General features: G+C 66.5%; 14 protein-coding genes. 8 read left to right on the forward strand and 6 right to left on the reverse strand.

Features of this window, described 5'->3' with window-relative positions; translation table 11 throughout:
* Positions 1 to 137 precede the first annotated feature (137 nt).
* Together A9X01_RS26815 and A9X01_RS26820 are read right to left on the reverse strand one after the other, a co-directional pair.
* Positions 138 to 1529 carry a PPE family protein gene (locus A9X01_RS26815; protein WP_065123607.1) on the reverse strand — a complete coding sequence of 464 codons (1392 nt, stop codon included), beginning with the start codon at positions 1527 to 1529 and terminating at the stop codon, positions 138 to 140.
* The gene (locus A9X01_RS26820) at positions 1529 to 2887 is read right to left on the reverse strand and encodes a PPE family protein (RefSeq protein ID WP_065123608.1); all 1359 of its coding nucleotides are present in this window, start codon (positions 2885 to 2887) and stop codon (positions 1529 to 1531) included. The genes A9X01_RS26815 and A9X01_RS26820 overlap by 1 nt, the downstream gene beginning before the upstream one ends.
* A 541-nt stretch (positions 2888 to 3428) precedes the next feature.
* Here A9X01_RS26820 and A9X01_RS26825 point away from each other — a divergent pair.
* The 4 genes from A9X01_RS26825 (at position 3429) to A9X01_RS26840 (ending at position 7804) form a co-directional block, all read left to right on the forward strand.
* Positions 3429 to 4148, forward strand: a complete 720-nt coding sequence (locus A9X01_RS26825; RefSeq protein ID WP_155772313.1) for a hypothetical protein — start codon at positions 3429 to 3431, stop codon at positions 4146 to 4148.
* A gap of 7 nt (positions 4149 to 4155) precedes the next feature.
* Positions 4156 to 5172, forward strand: coding sequence for an isopenicillin N synthase family dioxygenase (locus tag A9X01_RS26830; protein WP_065123610.1), 1017 nt, complete (start codon positions 4156 to 4158; stop codon positions 5170 to 5172).
* 10 nt (positions 5173 to 5182) lie between these two features.
* A complete protein-coding gene (locus tag A9X01_RS26835; RefSeq protein ID WP_065123611.1) occupies positions 5183 to 6730 on the forward strand; it encodes an amino acid permease in 1548 nt (515 codons plus the stop codon).
* 63 nt (positions 6731 to 6793) lie between these two features.
* Positions 6794 to 7804 carry a LacI family DNA-binding transcriptional regulator gene (locus tag A9X01_RS26840; RefSeq protein ID WP_081282656.1) on the forward strand — a complete coding sequence of 337 codons (1011 nt, stop codon included), beginning with the start codon at positions 6794 to 6796 and terminating at the stop codon, positions 7802 to 7804.
* Here the strand turns inward: A9X01_RS26840 and A9X01_RS26845 are convergent.
* Both A9X01_RS26845 and A9X01_RS26850 read right to left on the reverse strand, forming a co-directional pair.
* Positions 7769 to 8623, reverse strand: coding sequence for a carbon-nitrogen hydrolase family protein (locus tag A9X01_RS26845; protein WP_253849413.1), 855 nt, complete (start codon positions 8621 to 8623; stop codon positions 7769 to 7771). The genes A9X01_RS26840 and A9X01_RS26845 overlap by 36 nt on opposite strands.
* Positions 8562 to 9725 (reverse strand): M24 family metallopeptidase, encoded by a 1164-nt coding sequence (locus A9X01_RS26850; protein ID WP_065123612.1) that lies wholly within the window; start codon positions 9723 to 9725, stop codon positions 8562 to 8564. The genes A9X01_RS26845 and A9X01_RS26850 overlap by 62 nt, the downstream gene beginning before the upstream one ends.
* 392 nt (positions 9726 to 10117) lie before the next feature.
* Between A9X01_RS26850 and A9X01_RS26855 the strand changes: the two genes are divergently transcribed.
* The 4 genes from A9X01_RS26855 to A9X01_RS31990 are packed head-to-tail and all read left to right on the forward strand — an operon-like array spanning position 10118 to position 13654.
* Complete coding sequence (locus A9X01_RS26855) at positions 10118 to 10903, forward strand: creatininase family protein (protein ID WP_065123613.1); 786 nt, start codon at positions 10118 to 10120, stop codon at positions 10901 to 10903.
* Positions 10903 to 12273, forward strand: coding sequence for a glutamate--ammonia ligase (locus A9X01_RS26860; protein ID WP_065123614.1), 1371 nt, complete (start codon positions 10903 to 10905; stop codon positions 12271 to 12273). Before A9X01_RS26855 ends, A9X01_RS26860 begins: the two co-directional genes overlap by 1 nt.
* 13 nt (positions 12274 to 12286) lie before the next feature.
* Positions 12287 to 12913: a TetR/AcrR family transcriptional regulator gene (locus tag A9X01_RS26865; protein ID WP_172832617.1), complete on the forward strand. Its 627-nt coding sequence runs from the start codon at positions 12287 to 12289 to the stop codon at positions 12911 to 12913.
* Between the two features lie 33 nt (positions 12914 to 12946).
* A complete protein-coding gene (locus A9X01_RS31990; RefSeq protein ID WP_065123616.1) occupies positions 12947 to 13654 on the forward strand; it encodes a TetR/AcrR family transcriptional regulator in 708 nt (235 codons plus the stop codon).
* A gap of 84 nt (positions 13655 to 13738) precedes the next feature.
* On the opposite strand, the gene A9X01_RS26875 is transcribed toward A9X01_RS31990, so the two are convergent.
* Entirely contained in the window at positions 13739 to 14074 is a 336-nt protein-coding gene (locus A9X01_RS26875) for a YciI family protein (RefSeq protein ID WP_065123617.1), read from the reverse strand.
* Complete coding sequence (locus A9X01_RS26880; RefSeq protein ID WP_065123618.1) at positions 14071 to 15426, reverse strand: replication-associated recombination protein A; 1356 nt, start codon at positions 15424 to 15426, stop codon at positions 14071 to 14073. The genes A9X01_RS26875 and A9X01_RS26880 overlap by 4 nt, the downstream gene beginning before the upstream one ends.
* Between the last annotated feature and the right edge of the window lie 248 nt (positions 15427 to 15674).

The raw sequence follows: 15674 nt of genomic DNA on the forward strand, positions 1-15674 counted from the left end.
GACGCAAAAGCCCCCGCACGCTCGGCGTGTCGGGGGCTTTTGCGTCTGCTCGCGCTAGTGGCCCTGTACGCCGGTTGCCGCGCTGCCATCCCGTTGGGGTGGTTGATGGACGCACACGCGACAACCGGCGCAGGGAGCTATTTGTTGGTCGCCTCCTGAATCAACAGGGCGGCGGTGCGGGTGAGGGCGTCGCGCTGTCTGGTCATATCGGCGATCGCCCGGCGGAGCTGGTTGAGTTCGTCGCGTTCGCTGACCGCGTCGTCGCCGTCGGACCTGCGGTCCTGAGCCACCCAGCGGTCCGCCGAGTCGGTGTTCAGACCGGACTCACCGGCGAAAGCGGCAACCACCTTGGCGCGGGCACCGGCACGCGAGCCCTGGCCCTCGCGTGGAGCGTTGACCACGCTCGCCAGCGGACCGCCCATTGCCGGGATGCCGCCGAACGAGCCGGCGACTCCCTGCGCGGCCACCCCGTCGAGTCCGGTGATCGGCAGCGCGGTGGCGGCGAGCCGGATGGCCGGCGACGCCGAGCCCCAAGACGGGGGCACCGACAGCTTGCCGACCGTGGCTGCCTCCCCCACACCGGCCGATACCGGGCTGGACGAACCGACCAGGGTCGACGATCCCAGCGCGCCTGCGGGCGCGCCGGACACGGAGGAGACGTCGGATGCCGCCGCCGCGGGCGCCGAGAGCGCGGAGATCAGTGGATTCCATGCCGTCGCCACCGGCGGCGCGAAGGTCAGCATGGCCCCGGACGCGTCGAAGTTCAGCCCCTCGGACAGGATCTGCGGCCCCACCGACAACCCGCTCAGTGAGTTGAACACCTGGACCGGGGAGCTGTTGAGCAGGTCCAGCAGCGGATTGTTGTCCAACGTGAATCCGGACGAGAGATTCTGCAGCAGGTTCGGAATCCCCGACAGCGTGTTCTGGACGTTGGAGCTGGTAGCGGCGGCGGTGGTCTGATTGACCGCGGCGGCCTGCGTCGTCGTGCCCGCCGGGTTGGTGGTCTGTGGCGGAGTGTCGAACGCCACCAGTCGGGTCGCCGCCGCCGAGGCGCCGGCATAGCCCGACATCGCCATGGCGTCCTGGGCCCACATCTCGGCGTACTGCGCCTCGGTGGTGGCGATCGCCGGGCTGTTCTGCCCGAAGACGTTGGTGGCCACCAACGCTGACAGCAGCGCCCGGTTTACCTCGATCTGGGCCGGAGGCACCACCGATGCGAACGCCGTCTCGTAGGCGGCGATCGCCGAACCCAACTGACTGGCGGTCTGCCTGGCCAGCGCGGCAGTGGCGCTCATCCACGATACGAACGGGCTGACCGCCGCCGTCATCGACGTTGACGACGGACCCACCCACGGCCCGGTGGTCAACGCGGACAGCACCTGGCGGTAGGACGCGGCCGCCGAGTTCAGTTCCGCGGCAAGAGTTCCCCAGGCCGCGGCCGCCTGCATCATCGGCGCCGGCCCTGCCCCGGCGTACATCCGGCCGGAATTGACTTCGGGCGGTAGCCCGGCAAAAGCGAAAATGCTCATCAGAGCATCGCCTCCTTGATCAGTCGGGCCGCCGCATCGCGTTCGGTGGCCAGGTCGGCGATCTCCTTGCGCAGCTTTGCCAGTTCGTCGCGTTCCTCCTCGCTCAACGCGCTGGCGACGAGGCGTCGGGTGGGTTGCGGCGCGCGGCTCGCGATCCCCGTCTCGCCGGCTGTCTCGCCGACGATGGTCGGGATGACGCGCTGTACGGAACCAGAGCGGACCCGGGTCCCCTCGCCCCGCGGCGCGTTGACGACGCTGCCCACCGGCGGGATGCCGCCGAAGAATCCCGGCTCGGCGGCCGGAGCCAGGGCGCCCGCGTCGGCAGCTGTCAACGGTGACGCGCTGCTGACCAATTGGATCTCCGGAGCCGAAACCCACGACTGCGGGACCGACAACTTACCGACCAGGGCCGACTCGCCCAGTCCCGCTGAAACCGAGGCCCCCGCCTCCGTTTGATACGAACCGGCCAGGGCGCCCAGCCCGGCTTCGGGGGCAACCTCGACGGCCGCCTCCGCCGCGGCCGCCGGCAGGGCCAGCCCGTACAGACCGCCCAGCAGGGGGGTGATGCCCGACGCGGTGAACAGCGGACCACTGACCACGAGCGACCAGTTGCCCAGGTTGGTGGTGAAGGTGTTCAGCGCCGCTCCCGTCGGCGAGGCCAACACGGCCTGCACAAACGCGGTCGCGTCGAATCCTCCCCCGGCGCCCAGACTCTGCAGTGCGCTGGGCACCAGATTCAGGACCTGAGTCACGGCCGATTGCACACCTGGCCCCGTCGACGAGGCCGCGGCCTGGCCCACCGCAGCGGCTTGACTGGCGGCACCGGCCTGGTCGGTGGTCTCTGGCGGCGCGGTGAATGCGGTCAGCTTCGTCGCGGCCGCCGAGGCACCGGCGTAGCCATACATCGCCATGGCGTCCTGCGCCCACATTTCGGCGTACTGCGCCTCGGTGGCAGCGATCGCCGGAGTGTTCTGGCCCAGGATGTTGGTGGCCACCAGCGCCGCCAGCAGCGCGCGGTTCACCTCGATCATCGGCGGCGGCACCGTGGCCGCGAATGCCGCCTCGTAGGCGGCCACCGCCGAACCGAGTTGACTCGCGGTCAGCTCGGCCTGCACCGCGGTGGTGTTCACCCACGACATATATGGCGCGACCGCGGCCGCCATCGAGATTGAGGACGGACCCACCCAGGGTCCACCCGTCAGCTCGGCGACCACGCTTTGGTAGGTCGCCGCCACCGTACTCAATTCCGCGGCCAAGCCGTCCCAGGCCGCCGCCGCGGCCATCATCGGCCCGGCACCCGCACCCGCATACATTCGCCCCGAGTTGATCTCCGGGGGCAACACTGCAAAATCGAACACCGGCTCCCCATCTGATTAGCTTTCCAGCGCTGGTTTAATCCATTGCCTGACAATGGCTTTAGGACTCACAAACTTTGCCTGACACCAATCTGTCGGGCTCACAGTAAGATTGCGTTGTTGCGCCCGGGATGCCGCTAGTAACCGGCAGATTAACTTGTACTCACGCCAGGGTCCGGATAGGTGTCAACCCGCCTGCTGCACAACCTCTTTGGCGGCGATAACGACTTTTGATCGGTCGATAGATTTCATCTATTGATCTGCCCGGGGGGAACAGCCCAGAGCGGCCCACAGCCCGCCGAAGCGCACCCGATGATCACCGCAGCAATGGTTCGAACGCTGCAGGCGAAGGCATTATCCCAGCTCATACCCGGTGCGAGAATTTGCTCAGCAACGCTGTATCCCGCTGAGCGGCAGGGTGTTTCGACCCGGCCACGCCGGCAGGCCGAAACGAGTTCGAAACATGACGCTCATCAGCCGGATCCATACCGCCGTTACTTTTCTATCGATCGATAGAAAGTAGGCGGAGTTGGAGCATGGTTCGGTGCCGGCGGTCGAGGACTTGTGCGGAGTCTGGGTGCGTCGTTCGTTGGAGTGGGCCGACGGCCGGTCGGACACCACCACCCGCGTCACCTGGCTACAAGGTGGGCAGTGGTTCGTGGACCTACGCCTGCCCGCGGTCGATACGCCGCAGTCCGAACTGGCGGCATTCGCCGGACGCCTCGTCCAAAGCGGCTCTGCTTCAGCGGAATTCACCTGGCAGCGGATCGTCGACTGGTCACCGGACAGTCCCCCGGATGTCGGGCGCCTGCGTTGGGAGGGCGACCTGCTGATCGAAGACGGTGTGCTACAGCCATACCGGGAAGTGTGGATGCGAGCGGAACGGCACCGCCCGGATGCCTCGGCGACTGCCCTACTGCGGAACGGCGCCGGACGCGACGTCGTCCTGCTGCGTTCAGCCGGCTTCTTCGGATACGCAGTGGGCCGAACACCCGACCCGAACGCCGACGGCTCGGACTGTTCGGACTGTTCGGACTGTTCGGACTGCGAGGTATCGCTCGGTGCGATCCACGACGGCCGCTGGCGCATCGACAGTTCCACCCGAAACGAAACCGCCGATACCCCAATCTATCTGCAATTCAATGAAACCCACACGCAGCTCACCGTCACCGCTGCACCTGACCGCGCTTGTCTGCTCTCGGGCGACTGGCGGGTCGTCGGGATCACCGGTGACGCGAGCCTGCTTCAAACACATGAGGAGTGAGTCATACATGCCGAGTCCGACATCCTTCGATGTGGTGCCCGAGATCGACATCTCGGGACTTTCTTCGCCGGAACTATCGGTGAGATCAGCTGTTGCACAACAACTCGGCGAGGCAGCGCGCCACGTCGGGTTCATGTATGTCAGCGGAAGCTCGATACCCGACGCCGTCTTCGAGCGCATGCATGACGCATCACAGCGGTTCTTCGCGCTACCGATGGACGCGAAAATGGCTGTCTACATCGGCAACTCGAGAAACCATCGCGGTTACGTGCCCGAGGGTGGCGAGGTATTCGCTGGAGGAACTGCCGACAAAAAGGAAGCCTACGACTGCGCACGGCACCGCCCCGACCGCGCCGGCGCCACTGCGTTGAGCGGTCCGAACCAGTGGCCGGATCTGCCAGGCTTCGCCGAGGCCGTCAGCGAGTACTACGACGCGGTGTTCGAGGCCGGGCGAGCGATCATGCGTGGTTTCGCGCTGTACCTGGCGGAGTCCGAGGACTTCTTCGAGCGCGTGCTGACCGACCCGCCGAGTCAGCTGCGCCTGATCCACTATCCGGTGGACGAGAGCGCCGTGGACCGCCCCGGCATCGGTGCGCACACGGACTACGAATGCATCACGCTGCTCAAGGCAACCCAGCCGGGGCTCGAGGTACTCAACGGCGCCGGCGAGTGGATCGACGTGCCGCCCAGACCGGACTGTTTCGTGGTCAACATCGGCGACATGTTGGAACTGTGGACCAACGGGCTGTTCGTGGCGACCACCCACCGCGTGCGCAAAGTGATCGACGAAAGATATTCCTACCCACTGTTTTTCAGTGTCGACTACGAAACAGTCGTAGAGCCGCTGGCCAAACTGTGTGCTGCCGACCAGCCCGCACGGGCCGCGTTGCGGGCGGGTGACCACCTGTTCGCGCAAACCGCACAGAGCTTCGTCTACCTGCGCGCCCGCGTCGAAGCCGGCGAGATTTCCCTGCCGGCGGGCTCGCTGGCGCTGTCGTCTTTTGGTCACCAATCCGAGAACTGAAGGGACACGAATGGCAACCAACGTGATCGAACAACCGACCGGCAATGAGAGCCGTGACCTCGAGACATTCGGGTATCGGCAGCAGTTGCACCGCAGGATGGGGCGATTCGCCTCGTTCGCGGCGGGCTTCTCCTTCATCTCGGTGCTGACCGCCGTCTTTCAGCTTGCCGGCCTGGGTTTCTCCTTCGGCGGCCCGGCCTTCGTGTGGACCTGGCCGGTGGTCCTTTGCGGCCAGCTGCTCGTGGCGCTGTGCTTCGCCGAACTCGCCGCCCGCTACCCCCTTTCGGGTGCGATCTACCAGTGGGCGAGCCGCCTGGCCAATCCGGCCTTCGGCTGGTTCGCCGGGTGGATCATGATCATCGGCCAGGTCGTTGTCATGACCAGTGCGGCCATCGCCCTGCAGGTCGTGCTCCCGGAGATCTGGAGTGGCTTTCAGTTGATCGGCGGAGATCCCTCACCCACCTCCACCACGGGCGTACATAACGCAATCCTGTTGGCCGCCATACTGATCGGGGCCACTACCACCGTCAACATCATCGGCATCCGGCTGATGGCGCTGATCAACAACTTCGGTGTGATATCCGAGATCTCCGGCGCCATCCTGATCATCGTCTTGCTGATCATGCACAGCGGCCGGTCCGAGGGGGTACTGGTCAGCACCGGAACCGTCAGCCACACCGGCTATTTCGGAGCCCTGTTGTGCGCCTCGTTCACCGCCGCCTACGTTTTGGTCGGGTTCGACAGCGCCAGTGAGATGTCCGAGGAGACCCAGAACGCCCGCCGGATCGCCCCCCGGACCACGCTGCGCGCCCTGTCGGCCGCCGGCATCCTCGGGTTCGGCATCATCGTCGCGATGGTGCTGGCCGCCCCGAGCCTTACCGACGGCCGGCTCGGCACCGAGGGACCCGCCTACGTCGTCGCCACCGTGCTGTCCGGAACCACCGGAAAGATTCTGCTGTCGATGGTCGCGATCGCCATCTGTGTCGCGACACTGGCGATCCAGACCGCCGGCTCACGCATGTTGTTCTCCATGGCCCGCGACAAGCGCACGCTGTTTCACGGCCTGCTCTCTTACGTCCCGCAACGCACCGGCACCCCGGCTGCTGCGGCGATCGCGATCGGTCTCGGCGCCACCGCGGTGCTGCTGCTCAATCTCGGGCCGCAGGCCGCCTTCGTGGCCATGGAATCGACCTGCATCATCATCATCTACCTGGCCTACCTGATGGTGACCAGCGCAATGCTGGCTCGGCGGCTGCGTGGCGAGCGGGTGTTCGACGTCGACGCCGTCGACGACGAGGGGCGCCGCGCCTTCAGCATGGGTCGGGCCGGGTTGTGGCTCAACGCGGCCGCGGTCGCGTACGGCGCCGGGATGTTCGTGAACCTGATCTGGCCGCGACAGGAGATCTACGACCCGCAGGGGGGCCACTGGTACCTGCAGTACTTCCCGCTCATGTTCACGGCCGGCACGATCCTGGTCGGCGCGCTGGTGTACGGCGCCGTCCACCGGACACCGCAACCGGTGAAGGTGGCGCAGCAATTCGGGCTGGCGGCGGAATGACGACCCTTCATGGTTTTCGTGTAGCCTCACCGCTGAATCGTTTCTGCAGTCTTCGGAGGCCAGGTGAAACCCGCCGCGCAGCGGGGCCGAGTGACCATCAAAGACATCGCGCGGGTAGCCGGTGTCTCGGTGACGACGGTGTCAGATGCGTTGTCCGGCAACGGGCGGCTGACAACAGAGACCCGCGAGCGGGTACGCGCGGTCGCCGACGAACTCGGCTATCGTCCGAGCGCCGCGGCCCGAAGCTTGGTTGGTGCGCGCACCGGCCTGCTGCTGATGTCGGTGAGCGCGCCCGAGAACGAGGCCTCCTCGTTGTGGAGCATCGACTTCTTCGCCCATCTCATGACCGCAGCGGCGATCCGGGCGTCGGCGCGGGGCTACGCCCTGGCGCTGGCACCGGAAGCGGTGCCGCCCAATCTGTCCTACGACGGGGCGATCGTCGTCGACCCAACCCCCGCCGATAGCGGACTACTGGCGCAGGTCACCCGCGAGCGGATCCCGGTGGTCACCGTCGGCCGCACCACCGGGAAGCATCCGTGGGTGGACAACGACTATCCGAAGATCGTTCCGGCAGTGCTGGATCACTTCCGCGCCCTGGGCGCCCGCAAGCCGGCGCTGCTGGCGGGCGACCCAGGGACGTCGTATGTCCGTGACACCGTCGAGCACTACACGCGTTGGTGCCAGGCGCATCGCTGCGCCACCCGCATCGCGCATGTGGACACCGGTATCACCGAGGAGTCCGGGCGGGCCGCCGCCAAGCGATTGCTGTCCGGCCGCAGCCGCGCCGACGCCGTACTGGCGACGTTGGACCGCTTCGCGCTGGGCGTCACCGCCGCCGTCGACGATCTGGGATTGTCGACACCGTGGGACGTCCTGGTTGCCGCACTGGGCGACAGTGCCGCGGTCAGGCACGCCCGGGTTCCGATCACCGCCGTCGACCTGAGGCCTGAGCAGATCGCAACCGCTGCCGTGGATTCGCTGATCGACCAGATCGAGGGCGGTGCCGCCGCCACCAATCAGGTGATACCGGGTCGAGTGTTAGCGCGGGCCAGCACTATTCGTGCGCTGGTATAGCTCCGGTCGCAGGTGCCTGAGGTAGTCCACGTCCGCCGGTGCGGCCCGGCGCAGCGAGACATCCACAACCGCAACGCCTTCCGCTGCACCCAGTTCCACCACAACCTGGCCGCTACCGTCAATGACGCGGGACCCGCCGACGAACCGACAGTCTGACTCACAACCGGTGCGATTCACGTAGACCAACGGAGTCCGATTGTCCAAGGCTCGCGCGCGGGAGGCGACCAGGTGGTCGTCGTAGAAGGGTTCCATGTTCGCCGCGATGCCGACGAAGATGTCGGGCCGCTGGAAGGCAAGTGTCCGGGCCACTTCGGGAATTTCGAGGTCGAAGCAGATCATCGGACCGATACGTATCTCGCCGACCTCGACGCAGGCCAGTTGGCCACCCGCGACGAAAGCGGACGACTCGTTGCCGAACAGGTGGGTCTTGCGGTAATTCCCCGCGATCGTCCCGGTAGCGTCGACGATCAGCATCGAGTCGTACACCGCACCACCGTCGCCCCGCTCGAGATAGCCTCCGACGAAGGCCGTCTGGGAATCAGCGCTGGCCCGGCGGACCGCCGTCACCGCGGCGCCATCGAGCCGCACGGCCAGCTCGTCCAGCTGCCCCCTTTGGTAACCGGTGACGAAAAGCTCCGGGAATACGGCGATGTCGACATCGGGCCAGTCCCGCAGCAGGGCCCGGATGCGCTCGACGTTGGCCTCGACGTCGCGCGGCGCGGGGCACTGCTGGGCCAGCAGGACCCGAACCCGGTCCTCAGACGTCGAGGCCGTAGCCCGCGGGAGAAAGTCGGCGGATTCCATCGTGTTCGACGACATAGTTGTCTTCCAGCTTCAGCAGCAGGTAGCGGCCGTCGACCTCGAGTCCCGTCTCCGGTTCCAGGGCGACGACGCTGTTCTCCACCAGCACCTGGTCCCGGTCGGTCAGCGAATCCCGGTAGATCGTCGGCAGCTCACAGGCCCGCAGGCCCACGCCGTGCCCGATCGCATAGGGCGTCGTCGGCAGACCCTCTTTGCGCAGGTATTCGTTCACGGCGTCGTCGATCTGCGACACGCGCACACCCGGTTTCGCCGCTTCGGCGACGACTTCGTGCGCCTTGAGCAGTTTGGCGTAGGCGGCCTTGATCTCGGCGCGGGTGTCACCGCCGACGAAGCCGGTGCGCGCAATGTCGGAGGCGTATCCCTGCCGGCCATACAGCCCGATGTCGAAGAAGTATGGATCACCCTCCGCCAGCACCGTGCCTTCGGCGAACCAGCCACCGTCACCGCGGCTGTGGTTGCACAACGAGTGACTGACGAACTCCGGGCCACTCTCCTGCAGGCGCGCCATGATCGCGGCCAGCACGTCGTGGTCGGTCATGCCCGGCTCGGCAGCCTTGAAACCCGCTTCGGCGCCGAGGGAGTTGACGATGCTGGCATCTTCGAGCAGCCGGATCTCGTCGGCGGTCTTACGGATGCGCAGGTCATACAACTCGCGCCCGACGGGCACGAATTGCGTTGCCGGCATGGCCGCTTCGAGCCGACCCAGCACGGCGGGGTCGATGAGCTCGAATCCCACCTTGGTCGCCCCGGCCAGTGCGCCCGCGAGCCCTGCGGTCCAGGTTTCCGGGTGCCCGACCATCGGCGCCCACGACGGCATCGGATGGATCTTGCTGATCCAGGGCAGATCGTCCACCGGGTCGGCCGTGGTGCGATCGACCCAGGGTGCGAATATCTCGGCCGCGCCGTCCTGGTCCACCACGGCGGCGAACCAGTCGAATGCCTCGGCGATGATCTGCGTGCGGTAGTCGGTCGCGTACCGGATGTGGTCGAAGCCGGTGAGCACCAGGTGTGAGAGGCCTTGCTGCTTCATCAGTTCGGCCAGTGCTTCGCGGCGGTCGCGACGCAGTCGATCGACATCGACCTCAGACCAGTCGTACATGAATTACTCCTCGAGTTTCGCGCGGCTGCAGGAACGTTTCGGCGCACCGACGCCGTCATGATTGCAGAAACGTTCCTTCCCGTCCACCGCTGGGCCCTTCTCACGGACTTCTCACCCGTGAAAAGCCTTGGTGCGAACTCGGTTACCTCCATGACATGTGACAGAAATCGAGCCGACACCGGCGCCGCTTAACGTTCCGATTCAGATTCCCTACGGGAGTCGGTGCCTAGGGTTCCGCTCGCATGAGGCCTGGACCGAGGGGCACACCCGCAGCAGGTCGCGGCACACCTGGGGACAAAAGCCCGGCAGGATTGCGGAGCATCGCTCCGGACTTATCGGAGGGCAGCAGTGCCTCTGGTCGATGCCGGCCGCGTGGATAGGCCGGGCCCGTCATGAGATGGGGCGAGTGCACCTCGACGCAACTGGGCCGGTTGAATCTGGCGGATCGCGTCGGGCTGGTTCCCGTTGGCGCCACCGAGCAGCACGGACCACACCTGCCCACCGACACCGATACCCGCCTGGCGCAGGCACTTTGCGACGGCGTCGCCGCACGATGTGACACTACGATCGTGTTACCCGCGGTGGCCGTGGGGTGCAGTCTGGGTCACGGAACGGCTTTCCCCGGCACGCTCTCGCTGTTTCCCGAAGAGCTGGCCAGGCTGCTCGTTCGCATCACCGAGTGGTCGGCCATGAGCGGCCTTCGCCGACTGATCTTCGTCAACGGGCACATGGGCAACACCGCCGCGCTCGGAGGCGCGACGGACCGATTGCGGTTCCTGCGACCCGATCTCAAGTCGACCTGGATCGACTGGTGGAACGCCAGTGCGGAGATCTCTGCCGAGGTGCTGGCCGACGGTGCGGACATCCACGCGAACCGAGCCGAGACGTCGCTGGCGTTATATGCATTCCCGGACCTGGTCGACCTGTCGGCCATGGCCGGTGCGGACGATCCGGACCGGACGGGCGGACTGACCTTCCGCTACACCGCGGAAGTGCTGTCCCGCAACGGTGTAACCGGAAGTCCCGCACAGGCAACCGCGTCCCTGGGCCGGACGCTGTTCGATGCCATCGTGGACGTCGTGGTGGCCAAGGTTGTCGCCGGTGTTTCCGAGCAGGCACCACTTCCGCGGCCGCACGGCCGCACCCCTGAACTCATTGAATTCACAGGAGGCAATTGATGGATACGGTCAACGTCGTCGATCCCGATCACCGGGAGCTCGCCGAGAAGCTGAGCCTGCAGGGGGTGAAGTATGCCCTCGGCTCGTGGATCGACGTGCATGGCAGACCGAAGACGAAGGTGGTGCCCATCGAGCTGCTGCCCAACATGCTGGCCGGCTCGGAACGGTTCACGCCCAGAGGCATAACCGGTTTCGGCGCGATGGATCCGCAGGAAGAGGAGTCGGTCGCGATACCCGACCTCGACACACTTCGGCAATTGTCCTGGGACAAGAGATTCGTCTGGATGGCCGCCGACATCATGTTCGGTGGCACCGAGCCGCTGGACCAGTGCCCGCGCAGCATCCTCAAGGCCCAGCTCAAGCGGGCGCGCGACATGGGATTCGAGTTCAAACTGGGCGTGGAAACCGAGGTTTTCGTGTTCGCCGAATCGGACGACGGATACCTGCGGCCGCTCGCTGCCAGCGGTGGTCTCAAGCCCTGTCCCGCGTACGACGCCGAAGCCACGCTGGACGCCGCGGACTTCCTCGACGACTTCGTCACCGCCCTGCGAGACAACGACTTCGGTGTATTCAGTTTCGACCATGAAGGCGGCGACGGGCAGTACGAGTTCGACTTCGAATACGACGGCGCGCTCGAGATGGCCGACCGGATCACCTTCTTCCGGTTGATGATCCGCCAGATCGCCAAGCGTCACGGCCTGGCGGTGACCTTCATGCCCAAGCCGTACACCGAAGCCTGGGGTTCCGGGCATCACTACAACATGAGTCTGGTGTCGTCGCAGACCGGCGAGAACGTGATGCGCGACCCCGCCGACCCACGCGGATTGGGTTGGAGTGCAACCGCCTACGCTTTCGTGGGTGGCCTGATGCGACATGCCGATGCGCTGGCCGCGATCGTCACACCGACAGTGAATTCCTATAAGCGGCTCGATCCGAAATTGGCGGACGGCACGCCTTCCTGGGCGCCGGTCTGGTCGGCCTACGGCGAGCAGAACCGCTCGTGCATGCTGCGGCTGCCGAAAAACCGCCCGGCGGTGGAGAACCGCGTCGTCGACTCGGCGGCGAACACCTACCTGGCGGCGGCGTTCTCGCTGGCCGCCGGGCTCGACGGCATCGAGCGCGCACTCGATCCCGGTGATCCGGTGGATGTGGCGCTGATAGACGTCCAGCCGGATCCGACGCTGAACGCGGTTCGGTTGCCACGCAACCTGCTTGAGGCGACCGACGCGTTCGCGCACAGCGAGCTGGCCAGCCGGGTTTTCCCCAAACGCTTCGTCGAAGAATACGCCGACATGAAATACGCGGAGTGGCACTCGTACCACCGCACCGTGACCGATTGGGAGCGGGAACGCTACCTTTATGCCCTGTGAGAAGGGTTCCGTTTTGACCCGAACCCCTACGTCGTCAACGCGTGCGCAGCACCGCAGGCGCGCGGTGCTGCGGTCGAGCGCCGCGGTGTTGCGCCGGCGCGGGTTTGACGCGGTCACCAGCCGTTCCGTCGCCGAGGAGGCGGGCCTGCCGGAACAAACCGTGCGGGCCTACTACCCGTCCCGCGACGACTTGCGTGCTGCCGGGCTCAAATTCATGCTCAACGGCTGGATCGAGCAGGCCAACGATTTCATCACGCGCCTGCCCGCACGCCTGGATTTGACGGAAACCGCCCGTCTCATCGTCGAGGTCGCCACGGTGCACGCCGTAGCGGACGGATCGGTCTCTCGCGCAACGATTTCGGCCGTCTACGAACGGTACCTACAGGCCGGCAAGCATGCCGAGCTGACATCGTTGATCAGCGCCTACAACGAGGTGCTGGCCGACCTGGTCGGACATGTGCTGGCCCGCAACGGCCGGCAGGCCAGCTCGCAGGCCTGCCGCGCCGTCCTGGCGGTCGTGGACGGGACCGTGATCTATCGGCTGGCAGCGGGGGAAAGTCCTGCCGCCGGGGCTGTTGAGATGGTCGAGTTCGCCATACCGCGACTGTGTGCACAGCCCGGCGAACACCAGTCCCAGTGAGAAGTTCGCGATGGGTGGTGGCATCCTCTGTGCATGACCACACCCCGCCGCGGTCGCCCCAGGATCGCCGATCAGCGCCGACCTGGCGACACCCCGCGGGAGGAGATTCTGGACGCGGCAGCCGAATTGTTCACCGAGTGCGGATACACCGCGACGTCGACCCGCGCGATCGCCGACGCCGTAGGCATCAGGCAGAGCAGCATTTATCACCACTTCGAGACCAAAGACGACATTCTTGACAACCTGCTGGTGCGTACCGTCGACGCGTCGGCGGCGCTCGCTAAACAGCTGCTCGACCATCCGGGCTCGGCGGCCACTCGCCTCTACGTCATGGTCTGGTACGACTGCCACCAGCTACTAGCCAGCCGCTGGAATCTCGGTGCGCTGTTTCAGTTCCCGGAAAGCCGCGGAACCAAGTTCCCCCGTTTCGAGAACCGTCGCGAGTACCTGCGGAAGTGCTACCGGCAGTTGGCAAGTCAAGTGTGCGCGGAAGCAAGCGCCTGGAATCAGCGGCCCAAGATCGAGCAGTCCGTCGCAACCGCGTTGCCGTTCCATTTCGTGGAGACCGCGATTCAGATCCGGCTGGATACCCCCGACTGGTCGGACAAGGTGGGGCCCGAGTGCATCGCCACCGGTATCGCCGACGCGTGTTTGCGCGCCCTGACGGCCTCCGGAGGGGCCAAACTGAAGGCGCAGGCCCACCGCATACTCGACGAGCTATCCGCGCAGTCTGCGGAGTAACCCCGCCCGGTTGCGCGAGCAGACGCTCAAGCCCCCGCACGCTCGGCGTGTCGGGGGCTTGAGCGTCTGCTCGCCGGGGGAACGCTACGGCAGCGCGTCGCCGGGGAAGCCGAGGCACGGGTGCACCTCGTAACCGAACACCCCAGCCGCGACGCCCGGGTCCTCGTCCATGATCGCCGTCGTCTCCTGCACCGACGCGGCGAAAACGCCCACGCCACAGACGTCGGACTCGTCGGTGGTCGGCAACACCACCGCCAGCACCCCGTCGTCGCGCAATCCGAAATTACGGCGACCGTGCTCCCAGATGATGGGCGTCGCGGTCTCGTCGCCGTAGTTGGGCCCGCGTTTGAGGATCACCAGGCTGTAGGTCTTGGCGGTGGCCAGCAATGGGGCCATCTCGTCGTCGGTGAAGGTTCTCATGACCGGCCCCGCTTTCCACGGATGATCGCGCGCAACCGGTCCAGGCGGCCGGAGATCTCCCGTTCACCGCCGCGACCGGTGGGCTGATAGTAGTCCACACCCACCAGTTCGTCCGGCGGATACTGTTGAGCGACAACGCCGTCCGGGTCGTCGTGGGAGTACTTGTAACCCTGCGCGTTGCCCAGCGCCGCGGCGCCCGAATAGTGCCCGTCGCGCAGGTGGGGCGGAACCAGACCGGCCTTGCCGGCCTTGATGTCCCCCACCGCCGCGCCCAGCGCCGTCGTCACGGCATTGGACTTGGGGGCGGTGGCCAGATGAACGGTCGCGTGTGCCAACGTCAGCTGGGCCTCGGGCATACCGATCAGCGCCACCGTCTGCGCGGCGGCGACCGCCACCAGTAGCGCCGTCGAATCCGCCATGCCGATGTCCTCACTGGCCAGGATCATCAACCGGCGCGCGATGAAGCGCGGGTCCTCCCCCGCCACCAGCATCCGGGCCAGATAGTGCAGCGCGGCATCCACATCCGAGCCGCGCACCGACTTGATGAAGGCGCTGACGACGTCGTAGTGCTGGTCGCCGTCGCGGTCGTAGCGGACCGCGGCCCGGTCCAGGGACCGCTCGATGGTTTCGACAACGACGTGATCGGAAGCCTCGGCGGCCACCTCGAGGGCGGTCAGCGCGCGCCGGGCATCCCCGGCCGCCAGTTGCACCAACAGCTCGACCGCTTCGGGCGCGACGGTGACCCGTCCGCCCAGTCCGCGCGGATCGTCGATCGCCCGCTGCACCACGGTGCGGATGTCGTCGGGGGTCAACGGCCGCAGTTGCAGGATCAGCGATCTCGACAACAGCGGCGCCACCACCGAGAAAGAGGGATTCTCGGTCGTTGCCGCCACCAGCAGCACCACCCGGTTTTCCACCGCCGCCAGCAGCGCATCCTGCTGGGTCTTGGAGAACCGGTGCACCTCGTCGATGAACAACACGGTTTGCTCGCCGCGCAGCAACGCCGTCCGCGCCTTATCTATTACCGCGCGAACGTCTTTGACGCCGGCGGACAACGCCGACAACGCCTCGAAGCGGCGGCCGGTGGCCTGCGAGATCAGCGCCGCCAGGGTCGTCTTGCCGCTGCCCGGCGGGCCGTACAGGATGGCCGAGGCGACACCTGATCCCTCGACAAGCCGACGCAACGGTGACCCGGCTGCCAACAGATGCTCCTGCCCGACCACCTCGTCCAGCGACGCCGGACGCATGCGGACCGCCAGCGGCGCGCCGGCACCCGACACGCTCAGGCTGTGATCGGCCGATTCCGGGGCGCCGGGCAGGTCGAACAGACCGTCGGACACGACTTCAGGCATACCACGCGGCGCAGGCGGGCAGGACGAGCGGACGCGGCCCCGAATAAATGCCCAGCCAGAAGCCTGCCAATGCGGGCGTGTTGGGCACATATTTGCTAAGTTCCGCTTTGCTACGCCCCGATCGGAAGCGAACTACGAGGCAACTAGGACAGCAATGAGCCAGCCGCCAGAATATCCAGGCAATCCGTCCGACCCTCAGGGTGGCTATTCCGGCTACCCGCCACCCCCGGGGCGCCACAGCGCACCCC

Origin of the sequence: Mycobacterium asiaticum, assembly GCF_001668675.1 — a bacterium.
Taxonomy (GTDB): Bacteria; Actinomycetota; Actinomycetes; order Mycobacteriales; family Mycobacteriaceae; genus Mycobacterium; species Mycobacterium asiaticum_D.